This is a genomic window from Streptococcus sp. 2022WUSS083 (genome assembly GCF_044427155.1).
Lineage (GTDB): Bacteria > Bacillota > Bacilli > Lactobacillales > Streptococcaceae > Streptococcus > Streptococcus hashimotonensis.
The window spans coordinates 31,512-53,605 of record NZ_JAOTGK010000008.1 but is presented as its reverse complement, the minus strand read 5'-3'; the positions used below and the strand labels follow the sequence as shown (position 1 = coordinate 53,605).

The window sequence follows — 22,094 nt, the reverse complement described above, 5'->3', positions numbered from 1 at the left end:
AAAAACTAGTGGGAAGGGGCTCCCTTTCCACTATATTTTTCAATAAATTTTTGATGATTATGTCACAAGGAGGCCCCATGTCCCCATTTCAAGAAAAAATTTCGGTTGCAGTTTCAAAAAAAGAATCCCTTTTTGATGAAAGTCTAAGCCGCTACGCCTTACGCTCCATGTATGCCGGAGCTTATTTGACCATGTCAACAGCTGTTGGTATTATTGGAGCTGATGTCATCTCCAGTCAATTCCCAAGTCTATCGCGTTTTGTTTTTACCTTTATCTTTGCTATCGGACTGATTTTTGTTCTTATTTTTGGTGGCGAATTGGCTACATCTAATATGATGTATCTAACGACTGGTGCCTATTATAAGCAAATTACTTGGAAAAAAGTAACGCTGATGTTACTTTACTGCACCTTCTTCAACTTTGTAGGTGCTACCATTCTGGCTTGGCTTTTCAATCAGTCCTTCTCCTACCTTAACTTATCTAACGAAAGTTTTGTTGTCAACGCTGTCACCATCAAACTAGGAAAATCCGACTGGAGTAACTTCTTTGAGGGAATTACTGCCAATATGTTTGTGAATATGGCTATCCTTGGGTATATGCTACTCAAGGAACAATCCGCCAAATTCTTTGTTATTGTATCTGCTATTTTTATGTTTGTTTTCCTTATCAACGAACACTTAGTTGCTAATTTCGCATCATTCATGCTCTTAGCCTTTAATGCTGCTCGTACTAATGTAGATACCTTTACTATAGTAAATATTCTTCGTCAGTGGATTGTTGTTTTCTTTGGAAATTGGATTGGAGCCGGCCTCTTTATTGGAATTGCTTATGCTTGGCTCAATCAGACCAAAACCAACCACCTTGAACAGTAATGATACTACAAAAACAGCCAAGATAAACCACATCCTAAAAGTTTAAGGATTGTGGCCTGCTTATCTTGGCTGTTATTTTTTACTATTCAAACACAAACTGGTTGTGGTAGAGCTCAGCGTAGAAGCCGCCCTGTTTAAGGAGCTGGCTGTGGTTGCCTTGTTCGATAACTTTTCCGTCTTTGAGGACGATGATTTCATCCGCGTTGAGAATGGTTTTGAGGCGGTGGGCAATGACGAAGCTGGTCCGTCCTGCGATAATGGCCTCCATAGCCTTTTGAATTTTGGCTTCCGTTACGGTATCGACGTTAGACGTTGCTTCGTCCAAAATCAAGACCTGTGGATCTGTCAAGAGCGTACGGGCAATAGAAATCAGCTGTTTCTGACCTGTGGAGAAAACATTCTCATCATCAGTCACAAAGGTTTCATAGCCCTCTGGCAAGCTCATGATAAAGTCGTGGATATGGGTGGCACGAGCTGCGGTTTCCACCATTTCCTGCGAAATGCTCTCATCGCCAAAGCGGATATTGTCCGCAATAGTACCAGAGAATAGGACTGACTCCTGCAAGACAATACCGACCTTATCCCGCAAACTATCCAGGTCATATTCCCGAATATCGCGACCGTCAAAGGCCACGCTACCACCATTGACATCGTAGAAGCGGTTGATCAAGTTCATAATGGTAGTCTTCCCAGACCCCGTCGGACCAACGACCGCCACCATTTTTCCCTTAGGAGCTGAAATGGATACCTTGTCCAAGACCTTCTGACCTGGCAGGTAGCCAAAGTCGATGTCCTTAATTTCAACACCTTCTTTTAATTCGGTAAATAGCGGAGCGTTTTGCGGACGAACTTCCTCAGGCTCATCAAACATTTCCTGGATACGATGAGCACCTGTGAAAGCCAACTGCAATTCTGCCCAGCTAGATGCAATCTGCATGATAGGCTGGTAATACTGTTGCGAATACTGAACAAAAGTCACGACCAGACCAAGTGCGGCAGCTGTTTCCAGCGAGCTATCATTTAGGACAATGCTGGAGCCTGCAAAGATAACAATGGCAGTATTAACCAAGCTCATTCCGTTCATAAATGGAAAGAGAATCCCACCAAACAAACGTCCCTTGAAAGTTGTACGACGAACTTCTTCATTGAGCTCCAAGAAACCATCAATAGTCTCTTCCTGCACACCCTGTACAATAATCGCTTTTTGTCCTGAAATCTTCTCATCCATGTAGGCATTGAGTTTAGACACGGCAGCCTGTTGCTTATCAGTATATTTCCGTGACAGGCGAATGATAATCACTAGGGCAATCAAAGCAACTGGCGTAGATGCGATAGTTACCAAAGCCAAGCGAGTATCCTGACGGAACATCATGATAACCATACCGATGTAAAGAGCGATATTGGTCACTACCTGAGTCAAGGACTGGTTAAAAGCATTTTGGATATTGTCCAAATCACTGGTAAAACGAGAAAGAATATCCCCGTCCTTGTGGCTGTCAAAGAAGGCAACTGTCAAGCGTTCCAACTTGCCAAACAGACCTTTTCGCATCCGGTTGGTTGAATGAGCAACGATGCGTGTAAAGAGCAGAGTATAAATCAAGGTTGATACCACCGTCGCCACATAGGCCAACAAGAGATTGAGCATAACCCCATTAAAATCAGCTAGGTCAGGCTTGAAATCTGACTGACCCATTTGCACCGAAGCAAAATAAGCCTGCCCAATTTTCCCCATCTCTGCAATCGCATCTCCAAGGAAAACAGGTGTCTTAACCTGCAAATAAGTCGCCGTCACAATGGCTATAAAAATCACAGCAAAGGACAGCTTATAGCGTTTAAAATAAAACCAGAAAAATCTAAGTGTTTTCATAACATGATACTAAGGTCGCCCAGAAAGCGACCGAAAAATAGGAAACCAACGCCGCGTTCCGAAACGCTAGGAGGTTTATCTTTTTTCGAAGCTTTCCGACCGAGTTCAAATACAATCGTACTATATAGACTGCACTTGCTTAGTTTTCCTCCTTCCCTTTCTGTGTTTCGTAAATTTCTCGGTAGACGTCATTTGTCGCTACCAATTCTGCGTGTGTTCCTTGACCAATCAAGCGACCCTCATCAAGAACCAAGATCTTATCAGCTTTGACAACAGAAGAAATCTTCTGAGCAACGATGACCGTCGTTGTCCCCTTCAAGTCATGGTTGAGGGCCTCTTGGACCAGCTTCTCAGACTTGGCATCCAGGGCTGAGGTCGAATCATCTAGCACCAAGACTTTAGGATCACTAATCACCCCACGCGCAATGGACATCCGCTGTTTCTGACCACCTGAAAAGTTATTTCCACGTTCTTCTACTTGGCTCTCATAGGTATCATCCAAGCGGTCGATAAATTCTTTGGCTTGGGCAATACCTGCGGCCCGCTCCAAACGTTCCAAATCTGCACCAGGTGCACCTTGACGCAAATTGTCCGCAATGGTCCCTGAGAAGAGAATAGCTTTTTGCAAAACGATAGACACTGTATCTCTCAAGGTTTCCTGACTGATGTCTTTCAAATCACGACCGCCAATTGACACAGTCCCCTCCTGTGGATCAAACAAACGCGGAATGAGCTGAGCTAGTGTTGATTTACCAGCACCCGTTGCACCGACCACTCCGACCATCTGACCCGACTCAATCTCAAAGGAGATATTTTTCAAAGTTGGCTCAGTGTCATGCGGATAGGTGAAGCTGACATTGTCAAAGACAATCCGTCCATCCAAGTCCTCTTTTGCACCTTCTTTAAAGGTCATCGCTGGCTCTGTATCTAAAACCTCACTCAAACGTTTAATGGAAATAGCAGCACGTGAAGCCTGCATCCCCATAAAGCTAGCCATGATAATGGCAAACATGATTTGCATGAGGTAACTCATAAAGGAAGTAAAGCCCCCAACTGCTTCGATATTAGTGTCTAACATCCCTGAAACGAGATAAAGCGACACAAAAATCGCCATGTAGGAGATAAACATCATCAAAGGTTGCAAAATAGAAAAACCATAACCAATAAAGAGGTTAAGATCCAAAAGCTCATTGGATACTTCTTTAAATTTAGCGTATTGATTCTTCTCCTGTACAAAGGACTTAACCACACGAATCCCACGGAGATTTTCCTTTGCAATGCTGTTCATCCTGTCCATCAGGGACTGGAATTTACCAAAGCGCGGTCCCATCAAGCCCATCACGACTGCCATGATTCCCATGATGATGATGACCATGAGCACGATAATCCACCAAAGTTCTGGCAAAGTGCGCACTGCCATGATAAAGGCACCAACAAAGAGCAGAGGTACCCGCATCAAGATCGTAAAGAGCATCATGACAAGGTTCTGAATTTGGTTGACGTCGTTGGTCATACGAACCACCAAATTCCCTGCATTAAATTCCTCTACATTGGCATAAGAAAAGCTCTGAATTTTCCGAAAGGTCTTCTCACGAATATCCGCAGACACTCCCTGAGAAATCTTAGCTGCCATGATTGTATTGGTCAGACCAGCCAAGAGACCAATTCCCGCAATCAGCAAGAGGAACTTACCGACACGGACAATCTCATCCTTATCATTAGCCAAAACAGCAGTCAATACATCCTGTAAATAACTAGGTTGCATCAAGGTCGTTGCTACAACAATAGACGTCAACAAGACCGATGCCAAGGCATACCATTTGTAACGTAAAATGGCTTCTTTAAACATGATTCTTCTCCTTATAGTGTTGAATATTATCTTTTAATTGATCGGCTACCTGTCTGATCAAATCAAATTCTTCCTTTTGAATACCTCGAAAGAGAGAATGGTGCATCTCCTCATGGAAGGATTTTAGGTGACAAATCTTGCTCCGACCTTTCTCTGTCAAGACCAACTGCTTGTAGCGTCTGTCAAACTGAGAAGGTAAAACCCGAATAAAGTCATTTTTCTCCATTCGCTTAACTAGATTGCTGGCAACGGATTTGGAAATCTTTAACTCCGCTTCAATGTCTTTGACAAAGGTTTCAACTTCAGACCGTTCTGCTATGAAACGTAGAGCCCATCCCTGTGGTCCAGCTAGGTGCTCCACATCATATTCCTTTGCAATGGTTTCACTGATTTGTTCAATCTGATTTAATAGATTCCGAAAATCTGCAATAGTATGTCCCATAATAGCTCCTTTCTACGAAAATAATTACCATGAGAACTATTATAGTTCTCTTAGGAACTATTGTCAATTATTCCGTTTGCTCTTTTCTGAAAATATTTTGTTGTTTCAGCACCATTACTTACTCGAAAACTATAATATATATACTGTATAACTTATATAAGATTTTATGTATCAATTATGGTATAATATATCTAAATTACACCAACTAGAAAGGATTTTTTATGACCAAACAAACCATTGCCATCTTGGGACCCGGTTCATGGGGCACCGCCCTAGGACAAGTTCTCAACGACAACGGTCATACTGTCCGTATTTGGGGCAATGTCCCCGAACAAATCGACGAAATCAATAAAGAACATACAAATAAGCGCTATTTCAAGGATGTTATCCTAGATGAAAACATCAAAGGATATAAGGATTTGACTGAAGCCTTGGACGGTGTTGACGCGGTTCTTTTCGTTGTGCCAACCAAGGTAACACGCCTAGTTGCCAAGCAAGTCGCACAAGCTCTCAAACACAAGGTAGTTGTCATGCACGCTTCAAAAGGCTTAGAGCCTGATAGTCACAAGCGCTTGTCTGAGGTACTGGAGGAAGAAATTCCTGCTGAACTCCGTTCTGAAATCGTCGTGGTTTCAGGGCCAAGTCATGCAGAAGAGACTATCGTCCGTGATTTGACCTTGATTTCTGCAGCTTCAAAAGACTTGGAAACAGCCAGCTACGTCCAAAATCTTTTCAGCAACCACTACTTCCGACTTTATACAAATAATGATGTCATCGGTGTAGAAACAGCAGGTGCCCTTAAAAATATTATTGCTGTCGGCGCTGGCGCTTTACACGGACTTGGTTATGGTGATAATGCCAAGGCAGCTATTATCGCTCGCGGTTTGACAGAAATCACACGTCTAGGCGTTGCTATGGGCGCAAATCCTCTGACTTACAGCGGTCTTTCTGGTGTTGGTGATTTGATTGTTACCGGTACATCTGTCCACTCCCGCAACTGGAGAGCTGGAGATCAGCTCGGTCGCGGTGAAAAACTCGAAGATGTAGAACGCAATATGGGAATGGTGATTGAAGGTATTTCAACAACTAAGGCAGCCTATGAGTTGGCTCAAGAATTAGATGTTTACATGCCTATTACCCAAGCCATCTACAAGGTCATCTACCAAGGTGCAGGTATTGAAGATGCCATCAAAGAAATCATGACGGGTGAATTCCGCCATGAAAATGAATGGCATTGATTCTTATTAAACACAAAAAAATAAATTATAAAGGATTACATACTTATGAAAAAAGTTAGAAAAGCTGTTATCCCAGCTGCAGGTTTGGGAACACGTTTCTTGCCTGCTACTAAGGCTCTTGCCAAGGAAATGTTGCCAATCGTTGACAAGCCAACCATCCAATTTATCGTTGAAGAAGCCCTCCGTTCAGGTATTGAAGATATTTTGGTGGTCACTGGTAAATCAAAACGTTCTATCGAAGATCACTTTGATTCAAACTTTGAATTGGAATATAACCTCAAAGAAAAAGGCAAAAATGACTTGTTGAAACTGGTTGATGAGACAACAGGCATTCGACTACACTTCATTCGTCAAAGCCATCCACGTGGACTTGGTGATGCCGTTCTTCAAGCTAAAGCATTTGTCGGGAACGAGCCATTTGTTGTCATGCTGGGTGATGACTTGATGGACATCACAGATACAAAAGCTGTCCCATTGACCAAGCAACTCATGAACGACTATGAAAAAACACATGCTTCAACCATTGCTGTTATGCCTGTTCCTCATGAAGAAGTTTCTGCATACGGTGTTATCGCTCCACAAGGTGAAGGTGTCAACGGTCTCTATAGTGTGGAAACCTTTGTGGAAAAACCAAAACCAGAAGATGCTCCTTCTGACCTTGCTATTATCGGACGCTACTTACTCACTCCTGAAATCTTTGAGATTTTAGAAAACCAAAAACCAGGTGCCGGGAACGAGATTCAATTGACAGATGCCATTGATACTCTGAACAAAACGCAACGTGTTTTCGCTCGTGAATTCAAAGGCAACCGTTACGATGTTGGGGATAAGTTCGGTTTCATGAAAACTTCTATCGACTACGCCCTCCAACACCCTCAAGTAAAAGATGATTTGAAACAATACTTGATTGATCTTGGTAAAAAATTAGATACAAAGAAAAACTAGCAATCGCTAGTTTTTTTCTTACATCAAATAGAATACCCCTAGCAGAAAAACGATCAAGCTCATATAGCAAATGAAGCTGAAAAAAATCTGTTTTCCTGTAAAGAGATCCTTTTCCACAAGAGGGGGAAGGAAAATCACGACCAAACAACCACCAATAGCTCCTCCAATATGTCCTGCCATGCTAATGGTTGGATTAAAAAGTCCCAAGACCAAGTTCAATCCCAAAAGGACCATATAACGTTGACCGAGAACCTGTAGATAAGGGCTGCGACTAAATTTCCTCAAAAGTGCCATAGCTGCAAAAAGACCAAACAGAGAGGTTGATGCACCTGCACCAACTACATCTGGTGTAAAGAAGAGAACAAAAAGATTGCCCATTATCCCAGACAAGAGATAGAGGAGAAAGAAGCGCCGTGACCCAAACAGTCCTTCTAATTGATAACCCAAACCAAGCAAGGTAATGCTGTTAAAGATAAAATGTTCCCAACCAATGTGGACAAAGATAGGAGAAATCAAGCGCCACAACTGAGTCGGATCATACCGCACCACTTGACCGTACATACCACCGAATTCAAAAATCGTATAGGCTGTAGTGGTCTGCCCAAATCGAAATATTTGTATCAAAAGAAAAACAAGAGCCGTGACTGCCAACAAGGCATTGGTCACAGGATAGCGCTTATCAAAAAAGTTCTTCAAAAATCAACAACTCCTTTACTGGAATATCAAATACATCTGGTTCAAAATCATAGACTTGAAAATCTGCCAAGGTCGATACCGTCTCCCCCTGATAATCTGCTAGGTAGCGATCATAAAAACCGCCTCCATAACCCACTCGAAAACCCGCTTGATTCCAAGCTAAACCAGGAACATGGATCAACTTAACCACAGATTTATCCACAGGTTGTGAATAAGTACCAGGTTCCCAAACTCCAAACCTAGATTTCACCAAATCATCAGGATTATATTCTACAAAATCCATACGACCTTGTGAATAGGTCTTAGGGATGAAAATCTGCTTGCCATCCTTTCGAGCCTGCTCAATTAGGTAAGAAGTGTCAAACTCATGGGGCATGGAAAGGTAGGCCCCAAGCGACTTTGAGCACTTATAGGTGTCAGATGAAAGGAGCCTTTCTGTTAGTTGCTGACTCCATCTTGCTCGCTGACTACTAGTCAGGTCTTTCAAACTCTGCAAGACCTCTTGCCGAATTTCTTTTTTATCCACAGAAACTCCTTTTCTTTCAGAAAAAGACTGGAAAACCCAGTCTAGTTTGCTTTCATTTTCAAAAAATCGCTCAACTTATCCACAGCAAAGGGAAGCACTTCCTCTTTGGGACTGAGGCGAGGATTGTGGAGAGGATAAGGCGTATCCACACCTAACCAGAACATAACACCCGGAACCTTGTTAAGCAGGTAGCCGAAGTCCTCTCCCGTCATGGCAGGTGGACAGTCAATCATCTCCACTCCGTCAACACCATCAAAGTAGGTCATGAGCTCGTCAGCCAGCTGGGGATTGTTCTCCACAGGCAGATAACCGCTTGGATTGAGCTCGATTTCCAAGTCTACTCCAAAGGACAGGGCAATCCCTTCTGCCACTTCCCGCACCCGTTTTTGCACCAAGAGGCTCATGTTCTGAGTCAAGGCCCGAATGGTCCCGTGCAAAAAGGCCGTTTCAGCAATGACATTGTTTGTCGTGCCCGCGTGCATGGAGCCGAAGGTCACCACAGCTCCCTCGATTGGGTCGACATTTCGACTCACCACTGACTGAACCTGGGTCACAAAGTAGCTGGCCGCAACCAAAGCGTCATTGGCGGTATGGGGAAATGCTGCGTGACCACCCTTTCCTGTAAACCGTATCTTGACTTCACAGGTCCCAGCAAAGAGGGTCGCACGGTTGGTGGCCATTTGACCAACTTTGAGGTCTGGCCGGACATGGAGCCCATAAAATTCATCTGGCAACCAATCCCCAAAAGCACCCGCTTCATACATGAGCATACCACCTGCTAGATTTTCCTCCGCAGGCTGAAACAAGAAGAGAAGATTATTTCTCGGTTGCTGCTCTGCCATTTTCTCCAAAAGCCCCAGGGCAATGGTCATGTGGAAATCATGTCCGCAAGCGTGCATCCGGTCTGGGTGGAGGGACTTGAAGTCCAGGTCCGTTTCTTCCACGATAGGCAGGCCGTCAATATCTGCCCGCCAGCCAATGGTCTTTTCAGGAGCAGAACCTGTCAGATAGACCAGGATACCTGTCTTCCATGTACGGACTTGGGCAAAAGAGCAATCTTCCAGCAAGTTCTCAATAGTTTCCATGAGAAAGGCGTGGGTCTTGAACTCCTCCATGCCCAGCTCTGGAATCTGGTGGAGGGACCGGCGTGTCGCGATTAAATCTAGCATAGCTACCTCTTAGAGTGTCCGCAAAGCCTCTTCCAAGGCTGTTTTTTGTTGGGTTTGAGCGTCGATTTCCTTGATGATGCGGGCTGGCACACCTGCCACCACAACATTTTCAGGGACATCTTGGGTCACAATAGCACCCGCTGCGACAACAGAGCCGCTACCGATTTGCACTCCTTCGATTACAACGGCATTGGCACCGACCAAAACATTGTCGCCAACACGCACTGGCTCAGCCGAAGCTGGCTCGATAACACCTGCAAGGACCGCACCTGCACCGATGTGGCTGTTTTTACCAACCGTCGCACGACCACCAAGGATAGCACCCATGTCAATCATGGTACCTGGGCCGATTTCCGCACCGATGTTAATGACCGCACCCATCATGATAACGGCATTATCACCGATTGTCACTTGGTCACGGATAATGGCACCTGGTTCAATACGAGCATTGATGTTCCGCTTGTCCAGCAAAGGCACAGCTGAATTGCGGCCGTCTTGCTCAACCACGTAGTCTACATTTTCAGTCAAGTTTGCCAAAAGTGGCTCGACGTCTTTCCAGTCACCGAAGAGGACATTACCAAGCTTTGTCACTTCAGCAGGAACAGGCCCAGCCAATTCACCTTCAAAGGTTACTTTAACAGTTGTCTTCTTCACAGCATTACCAATAAAGGCAATGATTTCTTGTGCAGTCATTTTTTGTGCAGTCATAATATTTTCCAATCTAAAAATAATATTTTTTCTATTATATCAAAATTTTCTGAAAATTTGGGAAGAAATGCAAAAAAATGAAAAAGAGGCTAAGTTAGCCTCCTGTAATATTATTGAAGATTTATTAAGCCAGTCTCTGTTGCAAAAATCTTGTTTGAATTCTTAATTGAATACTTGGATCATTTGCTGTCTCTTCTGTAATATCAAAAACAGCATTGCCAGTAACAGGATTTTCAGGTTTTACTTCAGTTAAGAAAAATTTTGCATCCTGGTTAGTATAGATTCCAGCTGTTGAATCCGACTTGTAGGCTACATCACCTTTGAGTAATGTAAAGAAGTCTTCAGTCCTAATTTTCAATCATCATCTAATCTTCAATTTCTTTTCTCGGATTGACAGATTCGACGATGTAATCCTGTACCAGACCCGCATCATCCAGTACAATCCCATGGAGAACTCCGCCGTAAACAGCTCCTCCGTCAATTCCCATTTTCCCATCTGGACTGGTCCAGATTTGACTAATGCGAAGTTGAGTTTGAAAGAGGTTATACACAGGTGTATGTCCAAAGACAATCATTTTTCCTGTGGTATTTTCTGCCTCATGGAAAGGGGTGCGTAACCAAACCTTATCATGATTATTGGTTTCACGCCAATCTGGTAAGGTCAAATCAACTCCTGCATGGACAAAGATATAGCTCCCAGTCTCCATATGATAGGGGCAAGATTTGACAAAATCAATCAGGTCCTCATATTGTTCCATCACTGTATTGGCATCCACCAGGCCATCTACCGGTGCATCCAAGGGACGCCCCAGTAAGGAATTGATGGTCGTATTTCCACCATTTCTCCGATAGTGATCGTAGCGGTCCAAGGGGTCACGTAGCCAAGCCAAAAACATTCGTTCATGATTCCCAGTCAGACAGATAGCACCTTTTTCTCGGACTAATTGCCAAACCAACTCTAGGCAAGCCTTTGAATTTTCTCCACGGTCAATCAAATCCCCAAGAAAAATCAGCTGTTGTCGCTTTTCATCCCATTTCTTTAAAATATCGAGTAGAAGTTCAAACTTTCCATGGACATCACCGATTACAAAAAAATCTTTTTTCATATCATCTCCGCTTACTTTCTATCTCCTTCACCTTATTGAACCGAAATAAGGGAGCGGAAAAGAATTCGACTAGTCAAAAAGAGTCCCCCTCACTTCCAAACATGTAGGTTCTTCTGTGGTCACTTTCTAGTTTTAAGGTGACCAGCTGAAACAGTTACCCGAACTGTTTCACTCCACTGGATCGTTTAAACCAATTAACCACTACGCTGAGATGTTGACACGAACTCTGATAGGCGGGCTTAAAGTTTCATTTTCTTACAAACGTGCGTTCAATTCTGCACCGAGTTCTTCAAATCCTGGCTTGCCAAGAAGAGCGAACATATTTTTCTTGTAGGCTTCTACACCTGGTTGGTCAAATGGGTTAATCGCATTGAGGTAACCAGAGATAGCAATCGCCAACTCGAAGAAGTAGAAGGTATAACCAAGTGTGAACTCATCTTGTTGTGGAAGGGTCACAAACATGTTTGGTACGCCACCATCTGTGTGGGCAAGAAGTACGCCGTCCGTTGCTTTTTTGTTTACAAAGTCAACGTCCTTACCTTGCAAGTAGCCAAGACCGTCAAGGTCTTCTGCCATTTCAGGAATCAAGATATTTTTTCTTGGTTTGTCAACACGAACCACTGTCTCAAAGATGTTGCGGTTTCCTTCTTGGATAAATTGTCCAAGAGAGTGCAAGTCTGTTGAGAAGTTAGCAGATGTTGGGTTGATACCTTTTTGGTCCTTACCTTCTGACTCACCTGCCAATTGTTTCCACCACTCGCTGAAGTATTGCAGTGATGGCTCGTAGTTAGCCAAGATTTCTGTTACATATCCTTTTCTGTAAAGAATGTTACGCACTGCAGCGTATTGGTATGCTTGGTTTTCAGCAATTTTATCAGATGTAAATGTCGTACGAGCTGCGTTTGCACCTTCCATAAGGGCATCAATATCCGCACCAGCTGCTGCAATTGGCAAAAGACCAACTGCAGTCAAGACTGAGAAACGACCACCGACATCATCTGGAACAACAAAGGTTTCCCAACCATTTGCGTCCGCTTCAACCTTAACAGCACCTTTTGCCTTGTCAGTTGTCGCATAGATACGGTTGTTAGCTTCTTCTTGACCGTATTTCTTCACAAGCAATTCTTTGAAGACGCGGAAAGCAATCGCAGGCTCAGTTGTTGTACCTGATTTAGAAATCACGTTAACTGAGAAATCCTTGTCTGCCACGTAGTCTACCAAGTCAGCAAGGTAGCTTGATGAGATTGAGTTTCCTGCGTAAAGGATTTGTGGAGCTTTGCGCTCTTCACGTGTTTGCAAGTTTACAAAGGCATTGCTCAAGAAATCAATAGCTGCTTTAGCACCAAGGTAAGAACCACCGATACCGATAACTACCAAAACTTCACTTTCATTTTGGATTTTAGCTGCAGCTTCCTTGATACGAGCAAACTCTTCTTTGTCGTAGTTTTCTGGCAAATCCAACCAGCCAATAAAGTCGTTACCAGGACCTGTTCCTTGACGGAGCATTTGGTCTGCAAGGGTAACTTGTGGTTGCATGTATTCTACTTCTTGAGCTCCAACGAATTGGCCCAAAACTTTTGAATAATCAAATGTAATATGTGTCATGTTTTTCCTCCATTTATGTACCATAATATGATAACGCTTTATCATATTTTTTTCAAGAAATTTATCAATTTTCATTTATTTTCATGAAATGTTTTATGACAGCTTATTCCTTTACTCGACAAACATAGACTTGTTGGTTTAAAACATAAATATTCTGAGCTCGCTGAAGAGCTCCCCAGACAAATGTTTCTTGTTGCTGGTCATCCCCAGTAAAACGAAGCCCCATCAGTATATTTCTTCGATAGAGATTTCCCCAGACCTTTTTATAAAATAGATGACGCGCATTCGATGCCTGCATTTCATTCGCAATTGTGGAGAGTGACTTACGTGCTAATCTATATGGAGGATAGGGGAGGAATTGAAAACGACCACTTCTAAATCTAGCAAATGCACCTACTAACACATCCGACTCGGTTGACTCTGCTAATTTATATAGAACGGCAATACCTTCATCAAAAACAAAATCACCCTCTTCAACAAAAAGAATATATGGTCTACTTGCTGCCCGTAATCCCCTCTCTCTAGCTTGGTTTAATGATGTGGCAGCCTGGTAGTGATACTGAATACGACTGTCTCGCTGAGCAAAAGTTTGACAAATTGTCGAAGATTGATCATCGGAGTTTGCATCAACTAATATAATTTCTATATTATGAAAAGCCTGGTTAACAAGAGCTGATAGGGTGTGACCTAATGTTTCCTCTTGGTTCCGAAAAGCTACAATGACACTGACACCACCGTACGCTTTCATTACTTCCTTATAATTATTTCTCCAAAGAGAAATAATCTCACCTACAGGAGATTCCCAATTTTTATCCCATTTTATCCAAGGCTTAATATGAGCAGAATTGTAATGGAATATTGCTACTTCTTCAATCGGTAAACGATTTTGTCGCATAGCCTCAGCAGTATAGTTATATCGTAATGGTACCTCTACGATTTTACCCTTCAGAGCAATATTTATAACATCTTGGTCCTGAAACTGAATCTGTCCCGTCAAACGCTCTGTTTCTGCGAAAAGTAGATTTGTGATATTATCTCGTCTCATTGCTTCTAGGTTCATCAATAAGACACCTGCATTCACATAAAGTTCATCTAATTCAAAGCCAATACTCTTCTTGTAGGCCGCATAATGTCGAATAATATCCAATTCTGATACCCCAGCTAAGTAGGCATCTGAAAGATCTGTTTCCCAAAATTCTGTCAGATCTCCCGCAATTAGTAAGTCACTGTCCAAATAGAGTACCTTATCCCAGTCAGATAGTAATTCTGGTAAAAAGTACCTAAAATAAGTTTCCAATGTGATATGGTGCATTGTCATTGGAAGTTTCTCAACCTTGCCTCTATCTAGCTCAGTATAAAGTCTTAGTTCTTCGATTGGAAGACGATTTAACTTTTTCCTAGATACATCTGATAAATCAGATGAAAGAATGGCTACTTTTACCGTGGAATGATAAGTACAAATGGCTTCAATAGTGGTAATAACATAGTCAATGTGTGAATCAGTTACACAGAAGGCTACTTTCATAAAGGATTCCTAATTTCTATTTAATCTCCACCTCATTTTACTATAATACCATTCCTTTAACAAGTCCTTTATGGTAACAGTCTTTTCTAATAGAGAGACTCTTCAAGCGATAATCCTCCAAAGTCTCTCCCGACTGGGTTACTGTAATCCATTTCGGGAAAATCTTCGATAGTAGGTAAAGCGGAATGAGGGCAGGATACCAAATGAACATGACTTCAAAGATGAACCGGTCGTTGTTGCCCCTTGAAATGTAACGTTGGCGGTATTCTTCTTTGAGAGAAGGGTGGGGAATATAGATATGAAATGGCACACCACCGCGTATAGACATGGCCAGCAACATTCTCATCAGAAAATTCAGCGCTACTAGGACTGTCTTTCCTTGTCTATGAAGAGTGTAGGCCTTATTGACATAGATTGTTTTATAGCGTTTATCCTTCAGTGGACGTTTGGTGGATTTTCGCTCTTCTTTCGTTAAATGGCGAACACTGCTATTATCGTACTTAATGTCAGACATTTCTAAGTCCACAACATCTGTATATTTCTTAGCAAGTGTCGTTTTTCCCATACCTGGAAAGGCAAATAAAAACATAGGCTTTCCTCCTTATTCCTCAGTAGAATAGCAGAGCATCCAAAAAGTTTTCTTAAGTTGCCCCTATTTTGCCCCTCATTTCTAAAAATAAGCCAAAGAAAACCCTCTGAAATCCTGATTTCAAAGGGTTTTTAGATTATGCGCAAAAAGAGCACACACTCGACCTCGCTTAGGGCTGCTGGATTCCTCCCCTGACCCGCTTCACGCACGAATGTTGCTCCGTTTAATATTATAACACAATTTGGCCAGAGTGCAAGTTTGGAATATTAACTAGCTATCCGAAGTTGCTTCCTCTTGCGTCTTCATGATAAGTTTAGCAGCCTTCTGACTTTCTCTGCGTTGTCTGAAAAAATCTTGCATGATATTGGCACATTCCGCTTCTAAAATACCTGTTTCTACCTTGACACGATGGTTGAGCCGCTCATCTGTCAGAATGTCATAGAGGCTACCTGCAGCTCCAAACTTTTTGTTGGTTGCTCCATAGATGACCTGCGGAATGCGTGCTAGGCCAATAGCTCCGCTACACATCACACAAGGTTCAATCGTCACAAAAAGGGTCGAATCAAGCAGGCGCCAATTCCCCTCAACATTGTTAGCCTCTTGGATTGCCATCACCTCAGCGTGCATGATTGCCTGATTGAGTTCCTCACGCGCATTATGCCCTCTGCCAATAATCTGGCCATCCTTGACAATCACACAACCAATTGGAATTTCATCCTTTTCTAGCGACTTTCTAGCTTCTTGCAATGCTTGAGTCATAAAATACTCTTTTTCTTCATGTGTATAGTTCATAAATCTATTATAGCACAGCCCTGATAACAGTTCAAAATCACTTCTTTATTCTCTGCTATCAAAATTAACCTAACACTACTTCTTCCTTATCACACATTTCTTTCAAAATTCTGCCCTTCTATTAACTTAAAAATATAAAAATACCTCCTCATTCGAGAAGGTAGGGGGAGCAATATCGATATTTACAGATATTAATATATCATCTATTGTCGATATTGTCAAGAAAATTTTTAAAAAAATGTCAAAAACAGCCTCGAAAGGCTGTCTCTGACATTTTCTATTACAATTCGCCAACTAATTTCACAACATTTTCTACTGTGAAGCCGTAGTTGTCAATAACTGTTTGGGCTGGAGCAGAGGCACCGAATGTGTCGATACCAAGGACTTTACCGTCAAGGCCGACATACTTGTACCAGCTTTGAGTAGCACCCATTTCGATAGCCAAACGACGACGGATAGCATTTGGTAGGATTTCTTCCTTGTAGGCAGCATCTTGTGCATCGAAGAGTTCAGTTGATGGCACAGAAACCACACGAACCTTAGTGCCTGCTGCTTCTAGTTCTTTGGCAGCTTTGACAGCCAAGTTCACTTCTGAACCAGATGCAAGAAGGATTGTATCAAAGCCTGCTGCTTCATAGACAACATAAGCCCCTTTTGCAACCTTGTCAAAGTCTGTTCCTTCTTCAACTGTCAAGTTTTGACGAGTGAGAACAAGGGCTGATGGTGTAGACTTGCTAGTCAATGACAAGTACCAAGCTGCCTGTGTTTCACGCGCATCTGCTGGACGGAAAACATTGAGGTTTGGCATAGCACGAAGTCCTGCCAAGTGCTCAATCGGCTCGTGAGTTGGACCATCTTCACCAACTGCGATAGAGTCATGAGTGAAGACATAAGTCACAGGAAGTCCTTGAAGAGCTGACAAACGAACTGCTGCTTTTACATAGTCTGAGAAGACAAAGAAGGTACCACCATAGACACGAAGTCCGCCGTGGGCTGCCATACCATTCAAGATAGTTCCCATGGCAAATTCACGCACACCGAACTGAATATTGCGATTGAGTGGATTTACTGAATCTTGCAAACCATCTTCCTTGATATAGGTCATGTTTGAGTGAGCCAAGTCAGCTGAACCTCCAAGGAAGGTTGGCAAGACTTTAGCCGCTGCGTTGAGCGCATCTTGTGATGAGTTACGAGTTGCTTGTGAGAAGCCATTCTCATAAACTGGGAAGTCTTCTGGCTTGATTTCAACTACGTCACGACCTTCCAAGATAGCTGTTACTTCAGCTGCTAATTCTGGATGAGCTACTTTGTAGTCTTCAACTAATTTCACCCAAGCATCGTAGGCTGCTGCACCGCGATCAGCTACATTAGCTTTGAAATCCGCATAGACTTCAGCTGGAATTTCAAATGGACCATAGTTCCAATCAAGCGCCTTACGAGTTGCTTCTGTTTCTTCTGCACCAAGTGGAGCACCGTGAACGGCATTTGTACCTTGTTTGTTTGGTGAACCATGACCGATAACAGTCTTGATTTCGATAAGAGATGGCTTACCAGCTGCTTTTGCCTTTTCAATAGCAGCAAAGATGGCATCTACATCTGTACCATCTGTTACGAGGTCTGTATGCCAGCCATAAGCATTGTAGCGAGCGCGCACATCTTCTGTGAAGGAGTCTTTTGTTTCGCCATCCAAGTTGATGTCGTTTGAATCATAAAGAACGATGAGTTTTTCTAATTTTTGAAGACCTGCGTAAGAAGCCGCTTCTGCTGAAACACCCTCCATCAAGTCACCATCACCACAGATTACGTAAGTATAGTGGTCAAAGATTGGGAAACCATCGCGGTTGTACTTCGCTGCAAGGAAACGCTCTGCTTGCGCAAAACCTGTCGCAGTTGAGATACCTTGTCCAAGAGGGCCTGTAGTCGCATCTACACCTGCTGTGTGACCAAATTCTGGGTGACCTGGTGTTTTTGAACCCCATTGACGGAAGTTCTTGATTTCATCCATAGTGACATCTTCAAATCCTGACAAATGAAGAAGTCCGTAGAGGAGCATTGACCCATGACCTGCTGATAAGATAAAGCGGTCACGGTTCACCCAGTTTGGCTGAGCTGGGTTGATACGAAGTTCTTTAGTAAAAAGGCTGTAGGCCATTGGAGCCGCACCCATGACGACACCCGGGTGACCTGATTTTGATTTTTCGATGGCATCAATACCAAGGAAACGAATCGCATTGACTGAAAGATTTGACATGTTTTTCTCCTTTTTTAAAGTCATGAATTTATTATACCATAAAGCGTTTTCTATGTCTGTTTGAAATGAAGCGAGAAATAAATTGTCCGTAGAAAAGAGGCAGGACTTTCGTCCCGCCCTTGGAGTGAACAGTAGTAATTCGCACATTTCATACTTTATCAGAGTTTATAGTGCCTCTCCTCGTCTCTATGGGGCAAGAGAGTTCTAAATCTTATAACAAAGCCTTAAATTGAATATTTGAATCTTCTAAGAAGCAATCGTCAAAGCCACGTGGGTGGTGATATTCAATACGGTCCTTGTCCATCGGGTAAGTATACTTGCCACCAACTTCCCAGATGAATGGATGGAAATTGTATTGCAAGCGTTCCTTACGCATTTTCCAGAGCTGTAGGATTTCATCTGTTGACGCCATGAAGTTAGACCAGATGTCGTAGTGAACAGGGATGATTACCTTAGCACGCAAGTTTTCCGCCATACGGAGAAGGTCGATTGAGGTCATCTTGTCTTGGATACCGATTGGGTTGTCACCGTAGTTGTTGATAGCAACGTCGATGTTGAAGTCACGACCGTGTTTTGCAAAGTAGTTTGAGAAGTGGGAGTCTGCACCATGGTAGATGGTTCCGCCAGGCGTTTCAAAGACATAGTTGACTGCCTTGCGAGCCATGAGTTCATCTGTCACAGGAAGTCCTGCCAGTTTGCCACCATTTTCGTCATAACCTTCGATTGGCAAGGTCACCAAGCAAGTACGGTCGAAGGATTCTACAGCGTGGACCTTGATGTCTTTAAACTCAAAGCTATCACCTGGTGCGATACGGATGATACGGTCAGCTGGAACGCCCCATTTTTCCCAGATATCGCCACTTTCAACTGGACCGATAAATTTGACATGGTCTAATTTAGGATTGTTGATGATGGCAGCGGCTGTGCTGATGTCCATGTGGTCACTGTGGACGTGCGATACTAGGTAGTAGTCCAATTCATTGATGGCAAATGGGTCGATAACCATTGGCTGCACACGCAAGTTTGGTTGCAATTTGCGCACACCTGCCATGTTAGCCATCTGGTGTCCCCAAACCATATCTTTCACTTTTTTAGTGGATTTTCCACGTGATGACCAGAGGTCCATGACCACGTTCGCACCACCTGGTGTTTTAATCCAGACACCGCAGTTTCCAAGCCACCACATAGCAAAGTTGCCTTCTGGCACTACTTCTTCTTCAATTTCTTCATTGAGCCAAGTTCCCCATTCTGGGAAGGTTGAAAGAATCCAGGATTCTCTTGTAATATCTTGAACTTTAGCCATTTTCCATTCCTCCTATAAGGTACGTTTCTATGCTTCTAGTATATGCTCCAAAGGCAACAAAAAAAAGACCAAATAAAACACAGGCTTGTGTTCACACTTGGACTTTACCCTAATACAGATCTGTTTCAATATCTTGACTGGATAAATTGGTTAATAATTCATTGGTAATCAGTTTTTGTAGCCGTTGTTTGAGTTCTCGAGCGGTCCTTCCGTCTGCGATATATCCCGACAAAAGCTTGTCTAGTTCTACTGCAAAAACTTGTTTTTCATCTGCCAAACTACGATATTTTGCAAAATGAGTCATGTTTAGCACATCATCAAAATCTAAAATGGGGTGAACCTGCACCAAAGGGAAATCCGTTTCCAACCCATCGCTGGTTGTAATCAAGAAATCAACCTCTAGTAAGTCTTCGACACTCTTGAATTGTTCAGTGGTAAAGACGGCGCCAATCTTCTTATCTGGCAAGTGATGCTGGCATTGTTTATAAAGTAAGCGTTGGACTGACACCCCTTCATCACAGATTAAATAGACAATCTGTGTCTGTGCCTTGCGCGTCCCACTACGTCGAATAGCACCTCCTAGATGAATCGTCAAATAGGCAATATCTCCATCGGATAACTCAATCTGCCACTCCTCCTCCAAAATCTTTCCAGAAACCCGCGTCATAGCAAACAGGGTGCCGTATTTATCTTGGATTTGTTGGACCATTGGATTTTTAGATAGGATGCCGTAGGTTTTTCTGAACAACAGAGCCTTGCAATGTGCCAAGAGATGTTTGGCTAATTCATCTGGATTTTCCAATTCAAATGGTGAATGTATCTCAAAATGATGAATAAATCGCTCTACCACACGCTTCAAGTCAATGAAATCTTGGCTGAATACATGAACATCGCTATCCTTTCGATAGGATAGGAGTAGAATGGCAATCAGGGAGATTTCTATTTCATCCAATTTCAAATCAAAGGTTTGCAACAAGGCATCTTTCAATTCCTGAGCAACTCGGTACTCGATACGCTCTCGAACTTGTTCAAATTCTTTGAGAATGGCTCGTTCTTCCAAGTCATCCAGCTCCATATTGCGATAGCTAAGGAGCAAGAAAGGCAATACTTTGAGCATAAACTCGATTTCGTAGCGATTGATTTTCTTGCCCAGTTTCTTTTCTAGCTGCGATACTTGTCCCTGTAAAAATTGTGCCATTTCTTCTGAGAAGAGTAACTGACACCCCACCAACTCAAATAACTTATCTTCTAGAACCTGCAAAAAACCTTTATTGGCGTCCAAGAAGATGGTATAGAGAAGCGAGTGGACATATTGGATTTTATTTAAAGGGTGACAAACCAGACTATAGCCCTGACTCTTAGACACATAGAGGGTCATCTTGTATTGTTCTTGAGCCAACTGGGTTCGAATTTCATTCAAATCATTTAAGACCGTATTACGAGAGACTTCTGTCAACTCCATTAGCCGTTCAATGGTCACTCTTTCTGGTGTGATACAGATATATACCAACATCAGCTGAATGCGCTCAGGCATGCTCATGACGTAGGTGTACGAATCAATGGAATCGAGAAGATCTCGACAGGCTAGTTTTTGCGCTTCGGTAAGTCGAATACCGAGGCGAGGTAAGCTTTCAATACTCTCTACAGTTGTTGGTAGGGCATCATTGATTTTTTCTAGATGGTAATAGATTTTTCGACGTGATTGTTGCAAGCCCTTGGAAATAGCCATGATTGTCTCAGGTTCCTGTAGACCAATCAGGTACCTCAGTAGAGCGCAACTACTCTTATCTAATAACAAGATTCTCCTCCTCTTTCCCCCGTCCCGTTACTATCTTAACATAATTATCTGGGATATTCTAATAATTATTAAAATTCATCTGATCATTACTTGTTTTACATTGCATAAATATTTGTAGTTAGAATTAATAGATGCTTTTAATAATTTCTACCCGGGTAATCAGTTCTCCGTGCATATTATCTATCCGAAGGGCAACATTTTTCAAATATACACAGGCACCAATAGCAATGGTTTTCTCTTCTTCATTGAGTTTTCGTGTCACAAAATCTCTCAAAGTCTCACTACCTTCACTTGGAATTTTTACTCGTGCGATGATATTAGCCACTTTTACTTTCTGGCTGGCACGCATGATAATATTATTGGAATCATCAAACTGAGTGAAGAGGTATTTTCGCACTGCAAATAGGATGGCGACCGAAATAATTCCAATCAAGTAATCACTACTAGAACCATGCTCTACAATCAGTTGGCGAGCAATGGCAACCAGGAGTACCTCAATCACGGTGCTAGGTGACTGTTTGCAAAGCATTTTAATAAATTCGACTCCGACCGCCAAGGTCATTGCACGACTCAGAAAATTTTGAATAAACGTATCCGCTTGGATATCACCAGCTAATGAGCTGAGCAGGTCTGCAAAAAGAAGCGCTGACAAGGCTAAAAGGGCTAAGCCAAGTATGGCAGATAAAATCAATTCTAAATAGTAGGCTGTCTCTGTCAGACTATCCTGTAAAAATTTCCTCATCTTTCTCCTCATCAAAAGGGAAAAAGCAGTTCTCCCTTTTGGGGAGTCTGCTACTTTTCCCTACTGTTTTT

20 protein-coding genes and 1 other RNA gene are annotated in these 22,094 nt (G+C 42.7%); 3 read left to right on the top strand and 18 right to left on the bottom strand.

Translation table 11 applies throughout. The features are described from left to right. The first annotated feature begins 77 nt into the window (after positions 1-77). The gene (locus ODU41_RS09760) at positions 78-872 is read left to right on the top strand and encodes a formate/nitrite transporter family protein (protein WP_318797639.1); all 795 of its coding nucleotides are present in this window, start codon (positions 78-80) and stop codon (positions 870-872) included. Positions 873-954: 82 nt separating this feature from the next. Here ODU41_RS09760 and ODU41_RS09755 read toward each other — a convergent pair whose 3' ends face one another. From ODU41_RS09755 to ODU41_RS09745, 3 genes are all read right to left on the bottom strand, one after another. Next, positions 955-2,739: an ABC transporter ATP-binding protein gene (locus ODU41_RS09755; protein WP_398578962.1), complete on the bottom strand. Its 1,785-nt coding sequence runs from the start codon at positions 2,737-2,739 to the stop codon at positions 955-957. Positions 2,740-2,878: 139 nt separating this feature from the next. Further along, the gene (locus tag ODU41_RS09750) at positions 2,879-4,588 is read right to left on the bottom strand and encodes an ABC transporter ATP-binding protein (RefSeq protein WP_398578961.1); all 1,710 of its coding nucleotides are present in this window, start codon (positions 4,586-4,588) and stop codon (positions 2,879-2,881) included. Further along, on the bottom strand, positions 4,581-5,030 hold the full coding sequence (locus ODU41_RS09745; RefSeq protein ID WP_024407658.1) for a MarR family winged helix-turn-helix transcriptional regulator: 450 nt from the start codon (positions 5,028-5,030) through the stop codon (positions 4,581-4,583). The genes ODU41_RS09750 and ODU41_RS09745 overlap by 8 nt, the downstream gene beginning before the upstream one ends. A 221-nt stretch (positions 5,031-5,251) precedes the next feature. Between ODU41_RS09745 and ODU41_RS09740 the strand changes: the two genes are divergently transcribed. Next, the gene (locus ODU41_RS09740; protein ID WP_014638751.1) at positions 5,252-6,268 is read left to right on the top strand and encodes an NAD(P)H-dependent glycerol-3-phosphate dehydrogenase; all 1,017 of its coding nucleotides are present in this window, start codon (positions 5,252-5,254) and stop codon (positions 6,266-6,268) included. Positions 6,269-6,313: 45 nt separating this feature from the next. Further along, positions 6,314-7,213 carry a UTP--glucose-1-phosphate uridylyltransferase GalU gene (gene galU / locus ODU41_RS09735; protein ID WP_004298345.1) on the top strand — a complete coding sequence of 300 codons (900 nt, stop codon included), beginning with the start codon at positions 6,314-6,316 and terminating at the stop codon, positions 7,211-7,213. A gap of 18 nt (positions 7,214-7,231) precedes the next feature. Here the strand turns inward: galU and ODU41_RS09730 are convergent, their stop codons facing one another. From ODU41_RS09730 to ODU41_RS09660, 15 genes are all read right to left on the bottom strand, one after another. Then, the gene (locus ODU41_RS09730) at positions 7,232-7,909 is read right to left on the bottom strand and encodes a rhomboid family intramembrane serine protease (RefSeq protein WP_208546194.1); all 678 of its coding nucleotides are present in this window, start codon (positions 7,907-7,909) and stop codon (positions 7,232-7,234) included. Next, positions 7,893-8,435, bottom strand: a complete 543-nt coding sequence (locus ODU41_RS09725) for a 5-formyltetrahydrofolate cyclo-ligase (RefSeq protein ID WP_208546195.1) — start codon at positions 8,433-8,435, stop codon at positions 7,893-7,895. Before ODU41_RS09725 ends, ODU41_RS09730 begins: the two co-directional genes overlap by 17 nt. A 41-nt stretch (positions 8,436-8,476) precedes the next feature. Next, positions 8,477-9,604 carry an N-acetyldiaminopimelate deacetylase gene (locus tag ODU41_RS09720; RefSeq protein ID WP_172005297.1) on the bottom strand — a complete coding sequence of 376 codons (1,128 nt, stop codon included), beginning with the start codon at positions 9,602-9,604 and terminating at the stop codon, positions 8,477-8,479. A gap of 9 nt (positions 9,605-9,613) precedes the next feature. Continuing rightward, positions 9,614-10,312 (bottom strand): 2,3,4,5-tetrahydropyridine-2,6-dicarboxylate N-acetyltransferase, encoded by a 699-nt coding sequence (gene dapD / locus ODU41_RS09715; protein ID WP_024376132.1) that lies wholly within the window; start codon positions 10,310-10,312, stop codon positions 9,614-9,616. A gap of 124 nt (positions 10,313-10,436) precedes the next feature. Then, positions 10,437-10,670, bottom strand: a complete 234-nt coding sequence (locus ODU41_RS09710; protein ID WP_052501760.1) for a hypothetical protein — start codon at positions 10,668-10,670, stop codon at positions 10,437-10,439. Between the two features lie 7 nt (positions 10,671-10,677). Then, positions 10,678-11,418, bottom strand: a complete 741-nt coding sequence (locus tag ODU41_RS09705) for a metallophosphoesterase (protein ID WP_208546196.1) — start codon at positions 11,416-11,418, stop codon at positions 10,678-10,680. Between the two features lie 255 nt (positions 11,419-11,673). After that, positions 11,674-13,023, bottom strand: a complete 1,350-nt coding sequence (locus ODU41_RS09700; protein WP_074391233.1) for a glucose-6-phosphate isomerase — start codon at positions 13,021-13,023, stop codon at positions 11,674-11,676. Positions 13,024-13,126: 103 nt separating this feature from the next. Continuing rightward, positions 13,127-14,548, bottom strand: coding sequence for a glycosyltransferase (locus ODU41_RS09695; RefSeq protein ID WP_105184261.1), 1,422 nt, complete (start codon positions 14,546-14,548; stop codon positions 13,127-13,129). 40 nt (positions 14,549-14,588) lie between these two features. Beyond that, positions 14,589-15,137 carry a hypothetical protein gene (locus ODU41_RS09690; protein WP_024384338.1) on the bottom strand — a complete coding sequence of 183 codons (549 nt, stop codon included), beginning with the start codon at positions 15,135-15,137 and terminating at the stop codon, positions 14,589-14,591. Positions 15,138-15,275: 138 nt separating this feature from the next. After that, positions 15,276-15,365, bottom strand: an RNA gene (ffs, locus tag ODU41_RS09685) — signal recognition particle sRNA small type. Between the two features lie 42 nt (positions 15,366-15,407). Continuing rightward, positions 15,408-15,929, bottom strand: a complete 522-nt coding sequence (gene tadA / locus ODU41_RS09680; RefSeq protein WP_012027934.1) for a tRNA adenosine(34) deaminase TadA — start codon at positions 15,927-15,929, stop codon at positions 15,408-15,410. 280 nt (positions 15,930-16,209) lie between these two features. Next, positions 16,210-18,180 carry a transketolase gene (tkt, locus tag ODU41_RS09675; RefSeq protein WP_024395431.1) on the bottom strand — a complete coding sequence of 657 codons (1,971 nt, stop codon included), beginning with the start codon at positions 18,178-18,180 and terminating at the stop codon, positions 16,210-16,212. Between the two features lie 211 nt (positions 18,181-18,391). Next, positions 18,392-19,483, bottom strand: a complete 1,092-nt coding sequence (gene ulaG / locus ODU41_RS09670) for an L-ascorbate 6-phosphate lactonase (RefSeq protein ID WP_208546198.1) — start codon at positions 19,481-19,483, stop codon at positions 18,392-18,394. 109 nt (positions 19,484-19,592) lie between these two features. Then, positions 19,593-21,281: a transcription antiterminator gene (locus ODU41_RS09665; RefSeq protein WP_024405421.1), complete on the bottom strand. Its 1,689-nt coding sequence runs from the start codon at positions 21,279-21,281 to the stop codon at positions 19,593-19,595. Between the two features lie 124 nt (positions 21,282-21,405). Continuing rightward, on the bottom strand, positions 21,406-22,023 hold the full coding sequence (locus ODU41_RS09660; RefSeq protein ID WP_014638762.1) for a hypothetical protein: 618 nt from the start codon (positions 22,021-22,023) through the stop codon (positions 21,406-21,408). Between the last annotated feature and the right edge of the window lie 71 nt (positions 22,024-22,094).

What these genes read in the sequence shown, in the direction of transcription:
- ODU41_RS09760 (WP_318797639.1), top strand. Translation starts at nt 78, where the DNA reads ATGTCCCCATTTCAAGAAAAAATTTCGGTTGCAGTTTCAAAAAAAGAA.
- ODU41_RS09755 (WP_398578962.1), bottom strand. Translation starts at nt 2,739, where the DNA reads ATGAAAACACTTAGATTTTTCTGGTTTTATTTTAAACGCTATAAGCTG.
- ODU41_RS09750 (WP_398578961.1), bottom strand. Translation starts at nt 4,588, where the DNA reads ATGTTTAAAGAAGCCATTTTACGTTACAAATGGTATGCCTTGGCATCG.
- ODU41_RS09745 (WP_024407658.1), bottom strand. Translation starts at nt 5,030, where the DNA reads ATGGGACATACTATTGCAGATTTTCGGAATCTATTAAATCAGATTGAA.
- ODU41_RS09740 (WP_014638751.1), top strand. Translation starts at nt 5,252, where the DNA reads ATGACCAAACAAACCATTGCCATCTTGGGACCCGGTTCATGGGGCACC.
- galU (WP_004298345.1), top strand. Translation starts at nt 6,314, where the DNA reads ATGAAAAAAGTTAGAAAAGCTGTTATCCCAGCTGCAGGTTTGGGAACA.
- ODU41_RS09720 (WP_172005297.1), bottom strand. Translation starts at nt 9,604, where the DNA reads ATGCTAGATTTAATCGCGACACGCCGGTCCCTCCACCAGATTCCAGAG.
- dapD (WP_024376132.1), bottom strand. Translation starts at nt 10,312, where the DNA reads ATGACTGCACAAAAAATGACTGCACAAGAAATCATTGCCTTTATTGGT.
- ODU41_RS09705 (WP_208546196.1), bottom strand. Translation starts at nt 11,418, where the DNA reads ATGAAAAAAGATTTTTTTGTAATCGGTGATGTCCATGGAAAGTTTGAA.
- ODU41_RS09700 (WP_074391233.1), bottom strand. Translation starts at nt 13,023, where the DNA reads ATGACACATATTACATTTGATTATTCAAAAGTTTTGGGCCAATTCGTT.
- ODU41_RS09695 (WP_105184261.1), bottom strand. Translation starts at nt 14,548, where the DNA reads ATGAAAGTAGCCTTCTGTGTAACTGATTCACACATTGACTATGTTATT.
- ODU41_RS09690 (WP_024384338.1), bottom strand. Translation starts at nt 15,137, where the DNA reads ATGTTTTTATTTGCCTTTCCAGGTATGGGAAAAACGACACTTGCTAAG.
- tadA (WP_012027934.1), bottom strand. Translation starts at nt 15,929, where the DNA reads ATGAACTATACACATGAAGAAAAAGAGTATTTTATGACTCAAGCATTG.
- tkt (WP_024395431.1), bottom strand. Translation starts at nt 18,180, where the DNA reads ATGTCAAATCTTTCAGTCAATGCGATTCGTTTCCTTGGTATTGATGCC.
- ulaG (WP_208546198.1), bottom strand. Translation starts at nt 19,483, where the DNA reads ATGGCTAAAGTTCAAGATATTACAAGAGAATCCTGGATTCTTTCAACC.
- ODU41_RS09660 (WP_014638762.1), bottom strand. Translation starts at nt 22,023, where the DNA reads ATGAGGAAATTTTTACAGGATAGTCTGACAGAGACAGCCTACTATTTA.